We start from the raw sequence: 17,508 nt of genomic DNA on the forward strand, positions 1-17,508 counted from the left end.
TGCCGGAACCCGTACGGCGATCCGGTACGTATGGAGAGCAGACCCTTCCGTACGCTTCCCGGACCCACTAGGACTGACCCGTGATCACCTCACCCTCGCGCCTCGTACCCGTCCCGATCCCCGACCGTGTCGCCGCGCTGATCGGCTCCTGCCTGCCGCTGCACGTCCTCCAGGCCGAGGTCGACGCGGACTGCGCGGCGCGCGAGGTGTACCGCTTCCGGGGACCCCTGTGCGCGGAGGACCGGGCGGACCGTGAGCACGCCCTCGCCGCGCTCGCACGTGCCAACAAGATCCTCGCCAAGCACCACCCGAAGCTGCCGGTCACACCCTGACGGTCCGGCCGGACCACGCCTCACCGGTCCGCCCGTTCGGCCGTCCCCCGCATGCACCCGGTCGGGGCCGATGTGACGCTGCGAGAGTGACCACGACCAGCGACGCAGCGCCCGCGCCCCCGGCCCCGGCCGCCACCGAGCCACCCGTGCTCGACCGCCGCCGCCGCAACATCGTCTTCGGCACGATCATGCTGGGTGTCCTCCTCGCCGCGCTCGACCAGACGATCGTCGGCACCGCCCTGCCCACGATCGTCTCGGATCTCGGCGGCGCCGCCCACATGTCGTGGGTGGTCACCGCATACCTGCTCGCCGAGACGGTCGCGACCGCCCTCGTCGGCAAGTTCGGCGATCTCTTCGGCCGCAAGGTGATCTTCCAGATCTCGGCGATCGTCTTCATCACCGGCTCGTTCCTCTGCGGACTCGCCACCAACATGACGCTGCTGATCGTCTGGCGCGGCCTCCAGGGCATCGGCGCGGGCGGCCTGATGGTCACCTCGATGGCGCTCATCGCCGATGTGATCCCGCTGCGCGAACGCGGCAAGTACCAGGGTGCGATCGGGGCCGTGTTCGGGGTCGCCACCGTCATCGGCCCGCTGCTCGGCGGTCTGTTCACCGACCACCTCACCTGGCGCTGGGCCTTCTACGTCAACGTGCCCATCGCGATCCTGGTCGTCATCGCCGCCGCCCGCACGATCCCCTCCGTACGCTCGGCGAGCAAGCCGATCATCGACTACGCGGGCATCGCGCTGGTCGCCGCCGGAGCCAGCGCCCTGATCCTGGCGACCAGTTGGGGCGGCAACGAGTACGCCTGGACGTCCGGGGTCATCATCGGCCTCTTCGCCGGCGGTGTCCTCGCGCTCGCCCTGTTCTGCTGGGTGGAGACCCGCGCGGCCGAACCCATGCTGCCCATGCGGCTGTTCGGCAATCCGGTCTTCACCGTCTGCTCCGTGCTGAGCTTCGTCGTCGGCTTCGCCATGCTCGGCGCGATGACGTTCCTGCCGACATACCTCCAGTACGTCGACGGGGACTCGGCGACGGTCTCCGGCATCCGCACCCTCCCCATGGTCATCGGTCTGCTCATCGCCTCCGTCTTCAGCGGCAACGTGGTCAGCAAGACGGGCCACTACCGGATCTTCCCGATCGTCGGCTGCCTGGTGATGGGCATCGGCCTCTATCTCCTGTCGCTGATGGAACCGGGGACCGACACCTGGCTCGCGTCGCTGTACATGTTCGTGCTCGGCGTAGGCATCGGCCTGTGCATGCAGGTCCTCACCATCGCCGTGCAGAACACCGTCGACTACGCCGACCTCGGCACCGCCACCTCCGGCGTCACCTTCTTCCGCACCCTCGGCAGCTCCTTCGGCACCGCCGTCTTCGGCACGATCTACGTCAACTCCCTCACCCCCAACCTCCGGGCCGGGGTCGCGGAGGCCTCCGCCATCGCCGCCAGCCTGGGCCTGGACCCGTCGGAGGTCGCACAGGCGGCGCAGAGCCCGGACGGCGTGCACGGCCTGCCGGAGCAGGTGGCGGAACCCATCGTCAACGCCTACGCCGACACCCTCCACACCGTCTTCCTCTGGACGGTGCCGGTCGCCGCCGTCGGCTTCGTCGTCGCGCTCTTCCTCAAGCAGGTGACGCTCCGCGACTCGGCGCGCGCCGCCGCACCCGACATGGGTGAGGGCTTCTCCGCGCCCACCTCGTCGGGTGACTCCGCACAGCACCTGGAACTGGTCGTGGGCAGGATCATGCGCCGGATCGACCTCGCCACCGCACGGCGGATCCTCGACGACTCGGACACACGGCTCGACACGGCCGGGGCGTGGGCGGTGATGCAGGTCGAGCTCTACACGCGGACGGTCGGCCACGCGAGCCTGGGACTGATCTCGGCGGGGCGCCGGGTCCCGCCCGAAGTGCTGCTGCCGGTCTTCGACCGGATGGTCGACGAGGGCTTCCTGACCCGTGACGGCCATCTGCTCTCCCACACCCCGGCGGGCAAGCGCGAGGCGGACGTGATCACGCACGCGTGGGGCGACTGGCTCTCGGACCGCGTCGAGCAGGAGAGCGGTCGGCCCAGCGGCCCCGAACTGCGGGTGGCGACGGACGCCATCGCCAAGAAGGTCGTCGCCGAGGACCTCGCGAACGGCCTCCCCGACCGCTCGCCCGACAGCGACGGCGGCCGCGCACTGAGCCGGACCGCCGGCGTCTGACCGCCGACGCCCAGAAGCCGACCGTGCGGATTCTGCTTGCACCAGCCGCAGGTATACGCCCTATACTTTTGCGTATGCCATATACAACATCGCGCACGGACGGCTTATCCCTGCGGAAGTCCACCGGAACAGCCGGCGTGGCGTTCACGGTCCTGCAGGTCATCGAGGTGCCGCTCTACTTCGTCCACGACGGGGCACCGCCCGACTCCGACGTGCTGACCCGCATCATGCTCAGCCTCGTCGTGCTCACCCTGCTCCTGGGCTTCACCACCGGGCTCCGCGAGCTCGTCCGCCGGGCGGACCCGGCCTGCGGCTGGGTCGCGGACCTCGCCCACGGCGCGGCACTGGCCTACATCGCGGTCACCTTCGTCGCGCACTCCCTGCAGGCCGGGGAGGTGATCGCCGCCGAGGAGCCGGTCGATCCGACGATCACCGCCGAGGGCTCCTATCTGCTGTACGGCTCGATCGGGCGCATTCTCACCGCGGTGTTCCTGGCGGCCGCCGGGTACGCCGCCGTCCGGTCCGGACTGCTGTCGCGGTGGGCCGCCCGATCCGCCTACGCCATCGCCCTGATCAATCTCGCATTCGTCCCGTCGCTGTATTTCGGAAACGACACCGGACAGTTCTTCAGCGCCAATGGCTGGGGCACGACGGCGACCATCGCCAGCCTCTATGCCTACTGGGTCCTCGCGGTCGGCATCGCGCTGCTCCGTCACCGTTACGCCCGCCACTATGCTGGCCAACCGGGATCGGCCTCGGAGAATCGGCGGTAGAAGTGTCAGCGGACAAGAGCGCGGCGGCTACCTTCCGACTCCTCTGGAAGACGCGGCAGAACGCTCGGTCCGCCCTCGGCGTCGACAGCATCGTCGAGGCCGCCATCGCGCTGGCCGACGCCGAGGGCCTGGGCGCGGTGTCGATGCAGCGGGTCGCCGGCGAACTCGGCTACACCGCGATGGCCCTGTACCGGCACGTCCCGGGGAAGGACCAGCTCGTCGCCCTCATGGTCGACCGCGCTCAAGGCCTGCCCCCGGCGGATTCGGGCAGGGAGTGGCGCACCGAGATCCTGAACTGGGCCGACGCGGCCTGGGACTTCTACCTCGCCCACCCCTGGATGCTGCGCGTGGCGACCACCGGCGCCCCGACAGGTCCCCACGAACTGGCCTGGTTCGAGGCCCTTCTGCGGCCTCTGGCCCAGTCCGGCCTCGCGGCCGAGAACCTGGTCGCCACCGCCATGTTCATCTCCAGCGCCGTCCGCGACCTGGCCCGGATCGCCGCCGAGATCGTCCCGTCCGGCTCCGAATACGGGAACCTGCTCGCCCAGGTCATCCAGCCCGGCCAGTTCCCCACTCTCGCGTCCCTCATGACATCAGGCGTCGTGGAGGACGACGGCGACGTCAGACCCGCCCTCGAATTCGGCCTGAGTCTCGTCCTCGACGGCCTCAAGACCCGGACTTCGTGAAACGCCCTACCGTCGAACGGGCGATCAACAAGCTCAAGCACGCCAGGGCAGTGGCCACCCGTCACGACAAGCACGGCTGTGCCCGTCGGGTGGGACCACGTCAGCGGCAGCCCTCGCGGTCCGGCTCCGAACATGATCGGCCGGACAGGGCCTAGCCGGTGACGTCGCCGTCCACGTACACCCACGCGCCCTCGTGGCGGGCGAAGCGGCTCCGTTCGCGCATCGCACCCGGTTCGCCGTCGTGGACGTGGCGCGCCGTGAAGGTGACGGTGCCACGCTGGTGGAAGGCAGTGCCCTCGGTGGTCTCCTCGATCTCCAGGCCGGTCCAGCGCAGGCCGGGGTCGAAGTCGACCTCGCCCGGCCTCGTCTCCGGCGCCCAGGTGCGCAGCAGATACGCCTCGTCGCGGACGACGAAGGCGCTGTAGCGGGAGCGCATGAGGAGTGCGGCGGTGGGCGCCGTGCCACCCGTACCCGTGTGGAACCGGCCGCAGCACGCGCCGTACCGGGCGTCGAGGCCGCACGGGCAGGGAGATTCCGCCGTCACGGCGGGCGCGGACGGGCGGGGGGCGGACGGGCGCGGGCGGGTCTTGCGTCGGGACATGCCGCCATTGTCCCCCACCGGGTGCACGGCGCCCGCGCCCGGCATGTGGACGGCCGCGTGGACGCCGGGGCGGAATCCCGCTGCTCAGAGGGTGCGTCCGAGTAGCGTACGAGCATGAAACTGACGATTCTCGGAGGCGGCGGGTTCCGGGTGCCGCTGGTGTACGGCGCTCTCCTCGGCGATCACGCCGAGGGGCGGGTCACCCATGTCACCCTGTACGACCTCGACGAGGGGCGGCTCTCGGCCATCGCCAGGGTCCTCGCGGAGCAGGGCGAGGGCGTACCGGACGCACCCGGCGTCACGGCGACGACGGATCTGGACGAGGCGCTGCGCGGGGCCGACTTCGTGTTCTCCGCGATCCGGGTCGGAGGTCTGGAGGGCAGGGCCGCCGACGAGCGGATCGCGCTCGCCGAGGGCGTGCTCGGCCAGGAGACGGTGGGCGCGGGCGGTATCGCGTACGGTCTGCGGACCGTTCCGGTCGCCGTGCACATCGCGCGCAGGATCGCCGAACTCGCCCCGGACGCCTGGGTCATCAACTTCACCAACCCGGCGGGCCTGGTCACCGAGGCGATGTCCCGGATCCTCGGCGACCGGGTCGTCGGCATCTGCGACTCCCCCGTGGGCCTGGGCCGCCGTGTCGCCCGCATCCTGGGCGCCGACCCGGACGAGGCCTGGATCGACTACGTGGGCCTCAACCACCTGGGCTGGCTGAGGGGGTTGAGGATCGCCGGCCGGGACGAGCTGCCGCGGCTGCTCGCCGACGAGGAGGCGCTCGGCTCCTTCGAGGAGGGCAGGCTGTTCGGCCCGGAGTGGCTGCGCTCGCTGGGCTCGATCCCCAACGAGTATCTGCACTACTACTACTTCAACCGGGAGGCCGTGCACGCCTACCGGACCGCGGAGCGGACGCGCGGCGCCTATCTCCGTGACCAACAGGCCGGTTTCTACGAGGAGATGGGGAAGCCCGACACCGGCGCCCTCGACGCCTGGCACCGTACGCTCGCCGACCGGGAGGCCACCTACATGGCGGCCAACCGGAAGGCCGCCGGGATCGGGGAGCGCGACGAGGAGGACCTGGAGTCGGGCGGCTACGAGAAGGTGGCGCTCGCCCTCATGCGGGCGGTCGCTCGCAATGAGCGGGCCACCCTGATCCTCAACGTCCGCAACGGCACGACGCTCGCCTCGCTCGACGCGGACGCGGTGATCGAGGTGCCCTGCTTCGTGGACGCGAACGGCGCCCATCCCGTGTCGGTGTCCCCGCTGCCATACCACGCGGTCGGCCTGGTGACCGCGGTGAAGGCGGTGGAGCGGGAGGTCCTCGCGGCGGCGGAGAGCGGCTCGCGGGCGACGGCCGTCAAGGCCTTCGCCCTCCATCCGCTGGTCGACTCGGTGACGGTGGCCCGCCGGCTGGTGGAGGGCTACACGGCGGAGCACGCGGGCCTGGCGTACCTGCGGCACTGAATCGACACCCGCTTGTACGGCTGACGAACATCTTTACGAGGCCGGGGGCGCGGCCTAGGCTCGCGCCCCATGACCTCACAGAACAAGGGAGTTCGGCGAGAGGTGGCCCGTCTCGTCGCGGTCTGCCTGCTGGCCGTCGGCCTGGTGGGAACCGTACCGGCGGCGGCGGAGACACCCGCGAACGGTGACGGTCCGGCCGTCGTCCCCGTCCAGACCACAGGGCCGGCGGACCGGCGGTTCAACCTGGTGTTCATGGGCGACGGCTACACCGCGGCGGAGATGCCCGCGTTCCGCGCGGACCTGGAACGACATCTGAACACCCTGTGGAGCATCGAGCCCTTCGCCTCGTACCGCTCGTACATCAACGTCTGGGCGGTGGAGGCCCCTTCGGCCGAGTCGGGCGTGGACTGCGACCCCGGCCTTGACGCCCCCGTCCGCGACACCGCGCTCGACATGGGGTTCTGGGGCGGTTGCAACCCGGGCAGTGTCCAGCGGCTGCTGACCGTCGACAGCCGCAAGGCCGGCGCGCTCGCCGATCTCGTCCCCGGCACGAGCCGCGCCAACCGGCAGATCGTCGCCCTCGCTCACAGCTCCACCTACGGTGGCGCGGGCGGCAGTTACGCCACCGCGTCCGGCGGCAACGCGCTCTCGTCGCTCATCACCCCGCACGAGATAGGCCACTCGCTCGGCGGCCTCCAGGACGAGTACGACTACTACGGGCGAGGGGTGCCGGGCGGGGTGTACTCCGGCCCCGAGCCCTCCTCCACCCACCACACGCTCCTGACGGAACGCCAGATGCTGGAGCAGCGGGCCAAGTGGTGGCGCTGGCTCGGCGAGGAGAGCGAGTCGGGCGGCGTCATCGGCCACTTCGAGGGCGGCATGTACAGCACGAAGGGCGTCTGGCGACCGAGCCGCCACTCCCTGATGAAGACCCTCGGTTACGCCTTCGACCAGGTGGAGCGCGAGGTGATGGTCCAGGCGATCTCCGCCAAGGTGAACCTGATCCAGGACCACACTCCGGCCACCGCGCCGATCGGGGCGGACCGGACGGTGTGGGTGGACACCCTGCACCCGGTCGGCGGCGCGCTCGCCGTGACCTGGCGGCTTGACGGGCGGACCCTGCCCACGCGCGGAGCCCGCACGGTCGACCTGCGGAAACTGCGTCTCACCCCCGGCGCGCACACGCTCACGGCGACGGTCACCGACCCGACACCCTTCGTCCGCGACCCGGCGGTCCGCGCCTCGGAGGCGCTCACCCGGACCGTCGGCTGGACGATCGACCCGTCCCTCACCACCGCGCGCGACGGAACCGGGGCCGCGTTCACCGGCCACACGCCCACCGGCTCACCCGTCGGCGCCCGGTCGGTCGTCCACGCGGACACCACCCACGCGGTGGACCGAACCCCTGCCGTGCGCTGGCGCCTTGACGGCCGGCCCGTCACGACCGGCCCCAACGACCGCGACCTGGACCTGCGTTCGTTCCGTCTCACCCCCGGCACCCACACCCTGACGGCCCATCTCACGGGCACGGAAGAGACGTTGAGCTGGACCGTGGACGCCCGCGCGGCCTCCGCGTCGTACGAGCTGTCGGATCCGCTGCGTACGGTACGACGTCCCGGGAGCCCCGTGGAGTACGTCTACGACGGCCCGTTCACGATGCGGCTGACCGCGCGGGACGATCAGGAGGGCGCGGTGGTGAGCCAGTTCCGGGTCGACGGCGACGGCTGGTACACGTACTACGGCTGGCCGACGGACGCGGACGCGCCGTTCCGCTTCACGCCGGGCGGCACGGTGATCGACGACCTCGTGTACGGGAAGCTGGGCCGGAGCCGCGCGGTGCCGTGGGACGACGCGACCCCCGACTACGGCACGCACACGATCGAGTACCGCACGATCGACGCGGCCGGAAACGTCGGCCCGGCACGGAGCTTCCGGGTGACGCTGGTGGAGCCGTAGAACGAACGGAGGCCCGCCGACGACTTGTCGGCGGGCCTCCTTCGCACTGTTCCTGTCCGGTCAGAGCTTCGCGCTGTTCCCGTCAGAGCTTGCGGGCCACCGCGGCCCATCCCGGGATGGGCTCGTCGCCCGGCACCGGGACCGGCTCACCCAGCTCCGGGTGCCACTCGGCGGTGAGCGAGACGCCGGGCTCGACGAACTCCATGCCGTCGAAGAACGCGGCCAGCTCGTCCCGCGAGCGGGGCCGCAGGGTCAGCCCGCGCGCCTTGTACATCGCGACCGCCTCCGCCGCGCCCTCGGGGTTGAAGTCCCCGGTGACATGGGAGAGGACCAGGTAACTGCCCGGCGCCAACTGGTCCACGAGCTTGCGGACCAGCTCGTACGCGCCGTCCTCGTCCCCCACGAAGTGCAGCAGGGCGAGCATCGACAGCGCGATGGGCTGATCGAAATCAAGGACCTTTCCGGCCCTTTCAAGGATGATCTCGGGTTCGCGGGCGTCCGCCTGGATGTACTCGGTGGCCCCTTCCGGGGTCGAGCGCAGCAGGGCGGCCGCGTGCGCGAGCACGATCGGGTCGTTGTCGCAGTAGACGATCCGGGAGTCCCGCGCGGCCCCCTGCGCGATCTGGTGCAGGTTGGGCTCGGTCGGGATGCCCGTACCGACGTCGAGGTACTGGCGGACGCCGTGGGCGCTGAGCCAGCGGATGGCGCGGTGCATGAAGGCCCGGTTGACGCGGGCCATGTCCCGGCCCCGGGCGTCGACGGTGAGCAGCTGGCGCGCCATCGCCTCGTCGACCGGGTAGTTGTCCTTGCCGCCCAGGAACCAGTCGTACATGCGTGCCGGATGCGGCGTGCTGGTGTCGATGCGTATCTCACTCCGCGGGGATGCGGGGTCCTGGGTCATCGGCTCTCCTGGTCGGGATGAACGAGTGGCGCTACAGCAAGAGTTACGCGACGGTAGGGGCGTGACGGAAGGGGTCAGGTGAGCAGAAAGTCAGCCTGACCGGATTTGGCCCCTTGGATGAAAGCTGCGATCTCCCCGTGGGTGTAGATGAGCGCGGGTCCTTCAGGGTCTGCGGACTGTCGCACGGCGACTCTGCCGTCGGCCAGCTTCATGGCCTCCACGCAGTTGCCCCCGTTCCCGCCGCTCCAGGGCTTGTGCCAACCCTCGGCACCGAGCTCAGCGGCGGGCATGCCGTTGTATATGCGATCCATTCACAGCTCCTTGCGGAGATCCCGAAGGATCTCCTTCGTGCGTTGTGCAGTCGCGGCCTGAGCCGCCATGCGGTCCATGACCTCCAGGTGGGATGCCACCTCGGGGCGCGCGTCGAGATAGACGGCGCCGGTCAGGTACTCGCTGTAGACCATGTCCGGCAGTTCGGGCATGGCGAAGCGGAAGAGGACGAACGGTCCGTAGGTGCCGGGATGGTGGCCGGACGCGAACTCCGCGATCTGCAGGGTGACGTTCGGCAGCTCCGACGCTTCGAGCAGCCGGTCGAGCTGGTCGCGCATCACTTCGGGCCCGGCGCCGACCGGTCGGCGGAACACCGTCTCGTCCATGATCACCCAGAACTTCGGGGCGTCCTCCCTGGTCAGCAGGGACTGGCGCTCCATCCGTAGGGCTACATGCCGCTCGGCGTCCTCGTCCTTGGCGGCATCGCTGCCGCCGCCGACCGCCCCGCTGCGCAGAATGGCGCGGGCGTAGTCCTCGGTCTGGAGCAGACCGGGGACGAACTGGGGCTCGTAGGCCCGGATGAGACCGGCCGCCCCCTCCAGGCTGACGTACATGGAGAACCAGCCGGGCAGCACGTCGTGGAACCGCTGCCACCAGCCGGGGAGGTTGGCCTCCTCCGCGAGGGCGATGAACCCCTCGGCCTCCGAGTCCGTGATCCCGTACTCCCTCAACAGGAGCTGCACGTACGGAATCTTCAGTGCGACCTCGGCGGTCTCCATCCGCCGGACGGTGGCAGGGGCCACCCGGAGGATCTTCGCGGCCTCTTCCCTCTTCAGGCCGGCTCGCTCCCGCAGATCCTGCAGGCGCCTGCCGAGAACGACCTGTCCCACCGTGGGGGCGGACCGCGGCTCGCTCACTCTCAGACCTCCCCGACGCACTGTTTCGACGAGTGTGACACGAAGCCGGGCCAGAGAGAACACAGCACTCTGGAATTTTCAGAGTGCCACTTGCCAAGTGTCCGACTCAGGAGGACAGTGTTCCGGTGTGAACCAGTACACGCTGCCGCCGTGCGCCCACCAGGCCACGGCGACAGCGCCGTACGGCAGTCCTGCCCACTGTTGTGAGGAACCGGTCGTGGCTTCTGGTAACGCGCAGCCTTCAGGTCTCATGAGTCCCCGAGTCATGGCCCCGCGCCCACTGCCGCAGACCGATACCGACACCGTCCGCCGCTTCGCCTTCGAGCTGCCCGCCCTCACCCAGTCGGTCGCGCGGGCCCGTCGGCTCGCGGAGGAACGGCTCATTCTCTGGGGCTGCGGCCCCGACATACGCGACACGGTGGCCCTGGTCGTCTCCGAGCTCGTCACCAACGCCGTCGTGCACACCGCCAGCGACCGGTTCATATGCGAGCTCCGCGAGGGCGAGGACACCCTGCGGATAGCCGTGCGGGACGAGGGCGGCCCGGCAGGACCCCGGATACGCGACTGCGGCGTGGACGAACGCGGCCGCGGACTCCTCATCGTCGACGCGCTGTGCACCGCCTGGGGCGCCGACCGCACCGGACACGGCACCGCCCAGGTCGTCTGGGCCGAGCTGGCCCACGGCACGGGGGAAACATGCTGAGGTCCATGGCCACCCGCATGATCCCGCTGCTCCCCGGGGCCCGCAGGTCCCACCTCACCGGCCGCGTGCCGGAACCCCGCCGCTCGCCCGAGCCTCGCACCGACGCCCGAGGCGCCTCCGGCATCGCCCACCCCCGTGAGCTGGGCGCCACCCGCCTCGCCGTGCCCGTCGGACTCCACGCCGGCCTCGGCTGCGACGCCGTCGGCGTCCCCGCCCGCTTCGGCTTCAAGATCCTCTCCCGCCTCCCCGCCAAGGGCTGCGTCTACGCCGACTCCGACTGGTGGTGGTGGCTGGTCCCGGCGGGCTCCGACCACGACGTGACCTGGCCGCTGCCCGCCTGCTACGCGCGTGGCGCCGAGATCCCGGACCGCCTGCCCCGCCTCATCCACCACCCCGACGGCACCTCCCCCTACACGCCGCCCATCCCCCTCTACCTGCTGGTCTGCCAGCTGACGGGGATCGCGCCGTCCTGGGCCGCGCCTCCGGTGCGCAGCGCGCTCTGACACTCGACCCGAGCGCACTGCCACGGACGGTGGCGACGGCATAGGGTCGGGGACATGTTCACCCCGCAGGGTCCCAGCCTCCGCGAGCTGACCGTCCAGGCCCTCTCCTCCGTCGAGCACGGCTACGACCTGCTCGCGGACAAGTTCGACGCGACCCCGTTCCGCACCTCCGACCGCCTCCTGACCGCGGTCACCCACACCCTGGAGACCCTCGGCCCCTTCGACTCGGGGCTCGACGTCTGCTGCGGCACCGGCGCCGGACTCGACGTCCTCCGCTCGGTCTGCGCGGGCCCGGTCACCGGCGTCGACTTCAGTGCGGGCATGCTGGCCCGGGCCCGCGACGCCCACCCCACCGCCACCCTGGTCCGCGCCGACGCCCTGGCCCTGCCCTTCGCCCCGGTCTTCGACCTGGCGGTCAGCTTCGGCGCCTTCGGCCATTTCCTCCCGGACGAGCAGCGCACCCTGTTCGCCCAGGTCCACGGCTCGCTCCGCCCCGGCGGCACGTTCGCCTTCCCCGTCCCCGCCCCGCCCCCGGTCGGCTCCCGCCTCTACTGGATCCTGTGGGGCTTCGACGCGACGATGCGGGTCCGCAACGCGCTCTGGCGCCCACCGTTCGTCATGTACTACCGCACCTTCCGCCTCCCGGACGTCCGCTCCCGCCTGGAGCACGCGGGCTTCGACGTCTGCTTCACCCCGGTCGAGCCCCTGGGCCGCCGGGACGACGGCAGCCCCAGGTGCCGCCTGGTGGTGGCGCGGAAGAAGTAGGCGCCCCTACCCGACCTCGCCGCTCCAGAAGAGGGAAGGCCGCTCGCCGACCTTCACCTCGACGTCGAGGACCGAGCCCTTGGTCGGTGGTACGTCGAAGTTGTAGGCCGCCAACGCCTTCCTGTCGGGCAGCAGGGTCCCCGAGAGCCCGGCCCCGAGGTGGGGTTCCGCGTCGAACACCCGCCCGGCCGCACGGCCCGCGCTGTCCCTGACCTGTACCTGCACGGTCGCCAGCTCAAGCCGCACGTCGCCGCCGTTGCGCACGGTGACGTCCACGGCCACCGTCGCGTTGCCCGCCGTGTGCCCGGCCGCTCCGGTCGACGGAGTGAAAGCGACCGGCGCCGACACGGTGACCTCGACCCCGTCCTCGTACCCCTGCGTCCGGCCGAAGGCACGAACGTCACCGTCACCCTCACCTTCACCTTCACCGGAGGAACTCCGGGGGGTGGGCGTCTCGGAGCTCGGCGGCACTGACGTGGCCCTGGCCTCCGGTGACGTCGACACGGGCGGTGGCGGGGTCGAATCGCCCGCCGTCCCCTCACCGCGGCCGCCGCCGAAGGCCCCCGCGCCGATCAGGACGCCCACCAGTCCGACGACGAGGACGAGCCCGCCCACCAGGGCGATGAGAAGGACCCGCCGGCGAGGCGGCGGGTGATCCGGGGACGAGGGGGCGCTCAGCGGGCCGGAGGGCGGACCGGCTGGTGGTCGGCCGCCGTCCGACGGCGTCGGTCCGGGAGTCTTTCCTTCGGCCATGGCGTGCCTCCGCCACTCGCACGACGGCATCGGCCGCCGCGCGGCTCAGGCCTTCTTGACCACGCTGGACTTGAGCTGCATGGCGCCGAAGCCGTCGATCCTGCAGTCGATGTCGTGCCCGTCGACCCCGTCGACCAGGCGGATGTTGCGCACCTTGGTGCCCGCCTTGATCCCGGAGGGGTTGCCCTTGACCTTGAGCGCCTTGACGACGGTCACCGTGTCGCCGTCGCTCAGCACGTTGCCGACGGCGTCCTTGATCACGCGCTCCCCGCCCGCCTCCGCAGGCGCGGCACCGCTCGCGCCGTCGGCGGCCGGCACCCACTCGTGGCCGCACTCGGGGCACACCACCAGATTGTTCATCTCGTAGGTGTACTCGCTGGAGCACTGGGGACAGGGGGGAATGTTCTCGATCACTCCCCCAGGATAGGCGGGCTCCCGGCCCGCCGCCCCAGGCCACCGGGGCCCGCCGGGGCCCGCTGGAGGCCTGATCGGAAGCCCGCTGGAGGTCACCGCCGCACAACGCGAAATGCCGGTCGATACGAGATCGACCGGCATTTCCGCTGGTGTCCGAGGGGGGACTTGAACCCCCACGCCCGATAAAGGGCACTAGCACCTCAAGCTAGCGCGTCTGCCATTCCGCCACCCGGACAAGGTGTCTGTCGCTTCGGGGTTTCCCTCGCGGCGACAGATGTAACTCTACCAGGGGTTCCAGGTGCCTTTCACCAGCGTTTTCCGTGGTCAGTGGGGTGAAGCCGCCTTGCAGTCCTTGATCAAGTCGGGATTCCCCCGGGTGCGCGTACGGATCGCGTCCGCTCGCGCACGCAGAGTGCGGCAGTGGGCTGCGCGGCGGCCTCGAACCCCCTGGTCGAGGGGGTCCGAGGCCGTCCGGTGGGTCAGCGGCCCTTCTCGCGCAGGGAGTGGAGGTGGGCGCTGGACCTGCGGGCGAAGCTCAGCGAGTCGACGGGGTTGTCGCGCTCGGTCTGCCAGTGGTGGGCGTTCCTGCCGTGGTGGGTGCGGTTCACCGCCGAGATGAAGCGCCGGTAGTCGATGTCGCCGTCCCCGACGTCGGTCATCCGGTAGCCGTAGGGGACGGCGGTGTCGTCGCGGTCGCCGTCCTTGACGTGGAACAGCGGATAGCGGTGGGGCTGGGCGAGGACGTAGTCGAGCGGGTCGAAGGGGGCGGGGGTGCCGTCCGGGCGGGTGGAGTAGCGGTACTGGCCGACGTACGCCCAGAAGATGTCCATCTCCAGGTGCACCAGGTCGGGGTCGGTCTCGGCGAGAAGGACGTCGTAGAGGCGTACGTCGGGGCGGTCACTGGCGAAGGAGAACTCCTCCGAGTGGTTGTGCTGGTAGAACTTCATGCCGCGCTTCCTCGCCGCGGCGCCGAACCTGTTGAACTCCTCGGCACAGCGCTTCCAGCCGTCGACCGTGGAGCCGTAGCGCCAGGGCCCGGAGGCGGTGCCGATGTGGGGCAGGCCCAGGGCGGCCGCGTCGTCGAGGACACGGTCGAGGTTCTGGGCGAAGGTGTAGGCGGTGGGGTCGTCGGCGTAGTAGCCGACGTGGCTGCCTATGGGACGCAGACCGTGGTCGCGGGTGAGGCGCTTGAGCTGGGCGAGGCTGATGGGACCGGCGGAGCCCTGGCTGTAGCCGGCGTACTCGACCTCGTCGTAGCCGTACTTCTGCAGTTCGGCGAAGACGGCGGCGAAGCCGAGGGTCGCGACCTTGTCGCGGAGCGAGTAGAGCTGGATTCCGAGGCGGCCGGGCGGCAGGACGGGGCGGCCATGGCCCTGGCCGTGGCGCTCACTGTCGTTCTCGGCCGCGGCGGCCGCGGCGGCCGCGGCACCGAGGAGGGCGGCGGCGGTCGCGCCGGCGGCGACGCCCAGCATGTTCCGCCTGCTGAGCCTGTGGACGAGCTCGGGGTCGTTGGCGGCTTCGGAACGGCGGGTGCGACTCATCTGTGGATAACTCCTTGGCTGTCGGAGGGGCCTGCTTCACTGGATTCAGCTGGATTCGGAGAGGCGTCTCGGGCGACTCCGGCCAGCCTGAGCAGCAGGTTCTTCACATCGGTGGCCGCGACGCGGCCGTCCAGGGCGCGGGGGGTGGAGCACAGGATGAGCGGACCTTCGTCATCGCTCGTGGGAAGGCGGCCATGGCTGCCGCGAAGAGGTGAGGGGTCGAGGGGGACGACCGCCAGCCGGTACCGCATACCGAGCTTCTTGCGGGCGATCTCCCTGGCTGCCTTGATCCGCACGTAGGGATCGAGGGGGTCCATGAGGAGTTCGGCGGGGTCGTAGCCGGGCTTGCGATGGATCTCGACGAGCCGCGCGAAGTCGGGGGCGCGGGCGTCGTCGAGCCAGTAGTAGTACGTGAACCAGGCGTCGGGCTCGGCGAGGGCGACCAGCTCCCCCGAGCGCGGATGGTCCAGGCCGTGTTCCTTCTTTCCCTCGTCGTCGAGGAGCCGCTCCAGACCGGGAAGGTCCGCGAGGGCTGCCCGGACGGCCGGCAGGTCCGTGGGCCGCCGGACGTAGACATGGGCGATCTGGTGGTCGGCGACGGCGAACGCCCTGGAGGTCATGGGGTCGAGGTACTCCATGCCGTCCTGGGTGTGGACCTCGAGGAGGCCGGCGCGGCGCAGGGCGCGGTTGATGTCGACGGGACGCTCGACCCGGGTGATCCCGTACTCGGAGAGGACGACGACCGTACGGCCCTCGGCCCGGGCTTCGGCCAGGAGCGGGGCGAGGACGGTGTCGAGCGCTGCGGCGGCGCGGAAGGAGCGCGGGTCGTCGGGGCCGTAGCGCTGCAGGTCGTAGTCGAGGTGCGGGACGTAGCAGAGGGCGAGGTCGGGACGGCGGGTGCGGAGGATGTGACGGGTGGCGTCGACGATCCAGCGGCTGGAGACGAGGTCGGCGCCGGGTCCCCAGAAGTGGAAGAGGGGGAACGTGCCGAACTTCTCGGTGAGTTCGTCGTGCAGGGCGGGTGGCCGGGTGTAGCAGTCGGGTTCCTTGCGTCCGTCGGCGTAGTAGACGGGGCGTGGGGTGACGGTGATGTCGGTGTCGGCGCCCATGGCGTACCACCAGCAGATGTTGGCGACGGTGTAGCCGGGATGGCTGCGGCGGGCGGCGTCCCAGAGACGGTCGCCGGAGACGAGGCCGTTGTGCTGGCGCCACAGCAGGACGTCGCCGAGGTCCCGGAAGTACCAGCCGTTGCCGACGATGCCGTGCTCGGTCGGGAGGGTGCCGGTGAGGAAGGTGGTCTGGGCGGTGCAGGTGACGGCGGGCAGGACGGTGGAGAGCGGGGCCTGGGAGCCGCTGCGGGCGAGGGCGGCCAGGTGGGGCATGTGGGGCAGCAGCCGTGGGGTGAGACCGACGACGTCGAGGACCAGGAGGGGGGTGGGTGCGGGTGGGGAAGCGGGTGCGGTGTCGTTCATGGCAGTTCCTTGAGGCCGAGGTCGGTCAGCAGCTCGCGGGCCAGGGTCAGTTCGGCGGCGATGCCGTCGGCGAGCCGGGCCCGGGTGCGGGGTCGGCTCTCGGGCGGAAGGGCCTGCCAGGTGTACGTCTCGACCTCCAGGTGGTGGGTGCGCGGGTGCGGGCCGCCGACGAGGAGGGCGAGGGCGTCCCGGAGTACGGGGAGCGTGGAGCTGAGCGGAGGGGCGGGCGGAGCGTGCAGGGGGACGTGGAAATGGGCGCGCCAGGGTGTGGCGTCGGGAAGGCCGGGGGCCGTGCGGGCGGCGGTGCCGAGGGCCTCCGGGAGGTCGTCGGTGCCGCGGAGGCCGGCGGCGGTTCGGGTGCGGGTCTGATGGAGGAAGCGGGGCTCGGCGAACGCGGTGAGCGCCGCCCTGACCTCGGGGAGGTGCGGGTGCTCGGCGTGGAGCGCGGCCGAGAGCTGGGCCTTGGGTACCGGGATGCCCGCGGCGGCGAGGGAGTCCAGGGCGGTGCGCGGGTCCTCGAAGGAGGTCGCGAGATGGCAGGTGTCGAGGCAGACGCCGATGCGGGGGATCGGACCGGGGCTCGGTTCCGGGCTCGGGCTCGGGCTCGGGCTGCGGCCAGGACGAGGGCTCGGCACGGCGGCGAGTGCGGTGAGTGCGGTGACGGCGACGGCGACGGTCTCGACGACGCAGCCGGGCTCCGGTTCGAGGCCGATCCGGATGCTTCTCCCGGTGAGTTCCTCCAGCGCGTCGAGCCGGGCGGAGAGCGTCGTGAGAGCGGTACGGGCGGTGGCGGCGCCCTCGGCGTCGAAGGCGGTGCGCCAGGCGAGGGGCAGGGTGGAGACGGACCCTTCGGTGACGTCCTCGGGAAGCAGCGCGGCAAGGAGACGGGCGAGGTCGGTGGTGTGCGCGAGGCGCTCGGGGCGGGTCCAGTCGGGCTGGTAGACGCGGTACTTGACCTCGTCGGCGCCGAAGCCTTCGTACGGGAAGCCGTTGAGGGTGACCACTTCGAGGCCGCGGCGGTCCAGTTCGGCGCGCAGGGCTCGGAGCGAGGCCGGGTCGGTGGTCAGGGAACGGGCGGCGTCCCGGGCGAGCCAGAGTCCGATGCCGAGGCGGTCGCGGCCGAGGCGGCGGCGGACCGGCTCGCAATGGTCGCGGAGCTGGGCGAGGACGCCGTCGAGGGTCTCGGCCGGGTGCACGTTGGTGCAGTAGGCGAGGTGGACGGTGGAGCCGTCGGGGTGCCGGAAGCGCATGGGGGT

Annotated in this window: 18 protein-coding genes and 1 tRNA gene; 9 read left to right on the forward strand and 10 right to left on the reverse strand. The window is 71.2% G+C overall.

The features are described 5' to 3' along the window. The first annotated feature begins 80 nt into the window (after positions 1–80). The 4 genes from OG259_RS08305 to OG259_RS08320 all read left to right on the forward strand — a co-directional run bounded on the left by OG259_RS08305 (position 81) and on the right by OG259_RS08320 (position 3,998). On the forward strand, positions 81–332 hold the full coding sequence (locus tag OG259_RS08305; RefSeq protein WP_371635200.1) for a hypothetical protein: 252 nt from the start codon (positions 81–83) through the stop codon (positions 330–332). Between the two features lie 86 nt (positions 333–418). Continuing rightward, positions 419–2,539 carry an MDR family MFS transporter gene (locus OG259_RS08310; RefSeq protein WP_328941661.1) on the forward strand — a complete coding sequence of 707 codons (2,121 nt, stop codon included), beginning with the start codon at positions 419–421 and terminating at the stop codon, positions 2,537–2,539. Between the two features lie 137 nt (positions 2,540–2,676). Further along, on the forward strand, positions 2,677–3,312 hold the full coding sequence (locus tag OG259_RS08315) for a hypothetical protein (protein WP_328941662.1): 636 nt from the start codon (positions 2,677–2,679) through the stop codon (positions 3,310–3,312). Between the two features lie 2 nt (positions 3,313–3,314). Further along, the gene (locus OG259_RS08320) at positions 3,315–3,998 is read left to right on the forward strand and encodes a TetR/AcrR family transcriptional regulator (protein WP_328941663.1); all 684 of its coding nucleotides are present in this window, start codon (positions 3,315–3,317) and stop codon (positions 3,996–3,998) included. Positions 3,999–4,149: 151 nt separating this feature from the next. Here OG259_RS08320 and OG259_RS08325 read toward each other — a convergent pair whose 3' ends face one another. Beyond that, complete coding sequence (locus OG259_RS08325) at positions 4,150–4,599, reverse strand: YchJ family protein (protein ID WP_328941664.1); 450 nt, start codon at positions 4,597–4,599, stop codon at positions 4,150–4,152. A gap of 114 nt (positions 4,600–4,713) precedes the next feature. Here OG259_RS08325 and OG259_RS08330 point away from each other — a divergent pair, with 114 nt between their 5' ends. Beyond that, on the forward strand, positions 4,714–6,057 hold the full coding sequence (locus OG259_RS08330; protein ID WP_328941665.1) for a 6-phospho-beta-glucosidase: 1,344 nt from the start codon (positions 4,714–4,716) through the stop codon (positions 6,055–6,057). A 69-nt stretch (positions 6,058–6,126) separates the two neighbouring features. Further along, positions 6,127–8,013 (forward strand): M64 family metallopeptidase, encoded by a 1,887-nt coding sequence (locus tag OG259_RS08335; RefSeq protein ID WP_328941666.1) that lies wholly within the window; start codon positions 6,127–6,129, stop codon positions 8,011–8,013. An 82-nt stretch (positions 8,014–8,095) separates the two neighbouring features. On the opposite strand, the gene OG259_RS08340 is transcribed toward OG259_RS08335, so the two are convergent. The 3 genes from OG259_RS08340 to OG259_RS08350 all read right to left on the reverse strand — a co-directional run bounded on the left by OG259_RS08340 (position 8,096) and on the right by OG259_RS08350 (position 10,101). Next, positions 8,096–8,914 carry an SAM-dependent methyltransferase gene (locus OG259_RS08340; protein ID WP_266898769.1) on the reverse strand — a complete coding sequence of 273 codons (819 nt, stop codon included), beginning with the start codon at positions 8,912–8,914 and terminating at the stop codon, positions 8,096–8,098. 74 nt (positions 8,915–8,988) lie between these two features. Beyond that, positions 8,989–9,225 (reverse strand): DUF397 domain-containing protein, encoded by a 237-nt coding sequence (locus OG259_RS08345; RefSeq protein ID WP_015037566.1) that lies wholly within the window; start codon positions 9,223–9,225, stop codon positions 8,989–8,991. Beyond that, on the reverse strand, positions 9,226–10,101 hold the full coding sequence (locus OG259_RS08350) for a helix-turn-helix domain-containing protein (RefSeq protein ID WP_328941667.1): 876 nt from the start codon (positions 10,099–10,101) through the stop codon (positions 9,226–9,228). It abuts the gene before it with no gap. Positions 10,102–10,366: 265 nt separating this feature from the next. Between OG259_RS08350 and OG259_RS08355 the strand changes: the two genes are divergently transcribed. From OG259_RS08355 to OG259_RS08365, 3 genes are read left to right on the forward strand one after another with little or no spacing between them, the layout of a single operon-like run. Further along, positions 10,367–10,804 carry an ATP-binding protein gene (locus OG259_RS08355; RefSeq protein WP_328941668.1) on the forward strand — a complete coding sequence of 146 codons (438 nt, stop codon included), beginning with the start codon at positions 10,367–10,369 and terminating at the stop codon, positions 10,802–10,804. A gap of 5 nt (positions 10,805–10,809) precedes the next feature. Further along, positions 10,810–11,307: a hypothetical protein gene (locus OG259_RS08360; RefSeq protein WP_328941669.1), complete on the forward strand. Its 498-nt coding sequence runs from the start codon at positions 10,810–10,812 to the stop codon at positions 11,305–11,307. 54 nt (positions 11,308–11,361) lie between these two features. After that, positions 11,362–12,072 (forward strand): class I SAM-dependent methyltransferase, encoded by a 711-nt coding sequence (locus tag OG259_RS08365; RefSeq protein WP_328941670.1) that lies wholly within the window; start codon positions 11,362–11,364, stop codon positions 12,070–12,072. A gap of 6 nt (positions 12,073–12,078) precedes the next feature. Here the strand turns inward: OG259_RS08365 and OG259_RS08370 are convergent, their stop codons facing one another. The 6 genes from OG259_RS08370 to eboE form a co-directional block, all read right to left on the reverse strand. After that, entirely contained in the window at positions 12,079–12,687 is a 609-nt protein-coding gene (locus tag OG259_RS08370) for a DUF4352 domain-containing protein (protein WP_328941671.1), read from the reverse strand. Positions 12,688–12,870: 183 nt separating this feature from the next. Then, positions 12,871–13,239, reverse strand: a complete 369-nt coding sequence (locus OG259_RS08375; RefSeq protein WP_328941672.1) for a zinc ribbon domain-containing protein YjdM — start codon at positions 13,237–13,239, stop codon at positions 12,871–12,873. Between the two features lie 147 nt (positions 13,240–13,386). After that, positions 13,387–13,474, reverse strand: a tRNA-Leu gene (locus OG259_RS08380). A gap of 244 nt (positions 13,475–13,718) precedes the next feature. Then, positions 13,719–14,780 (reverse strand): sugar phosphate isomerase/epimerase family protein, encoded by a 1,062-nt coding sequence (locus tag OG259_RS08385; protein ID WP_328941673.1) that lies wholly within the window; start codon positions 14,778–14,780, stop codon positions 13,719–13,721. Continuing rightward, positions 14,777–16,252, reverse strand: a complete 1,476-nt coding sequence (locus tag OG259_RS08390) for a nucleotide pyrophosphatase/phosphodiesterase family protein (RefSeq protein WP_328941674.1) — start codon at positions 16,250–16,252, stop codon at positions 14,777–14,779. Before OG259_RS08390 ends, OG259_RS08385 begins: the two co-directional genes overlap by 4 nt. Next, entirely contained in the window at positions 16,249–17,502 is a 1,254-nt protein-coding gene (gene eboE / locus OG259_RS08395) for a metabolite traffic protein EboE (RefSeq protein WP_328941675.1), read from the reverse strand. Before eboE ends, OG259_RS08390 begins: the two co-directional genes overlap by 4 nt. Positions 17,503–17,508: the final 6 nt, after the last annotated feature.

It is taken from the genome of Streptomyces sp. NBC_00250 (assembly GCF_036192275.1).
Lineage (GTDB): Bacteria > Actinomycetota > Actinomycetes > Streptomycetales > Streptomycetaceae > Streptomyces.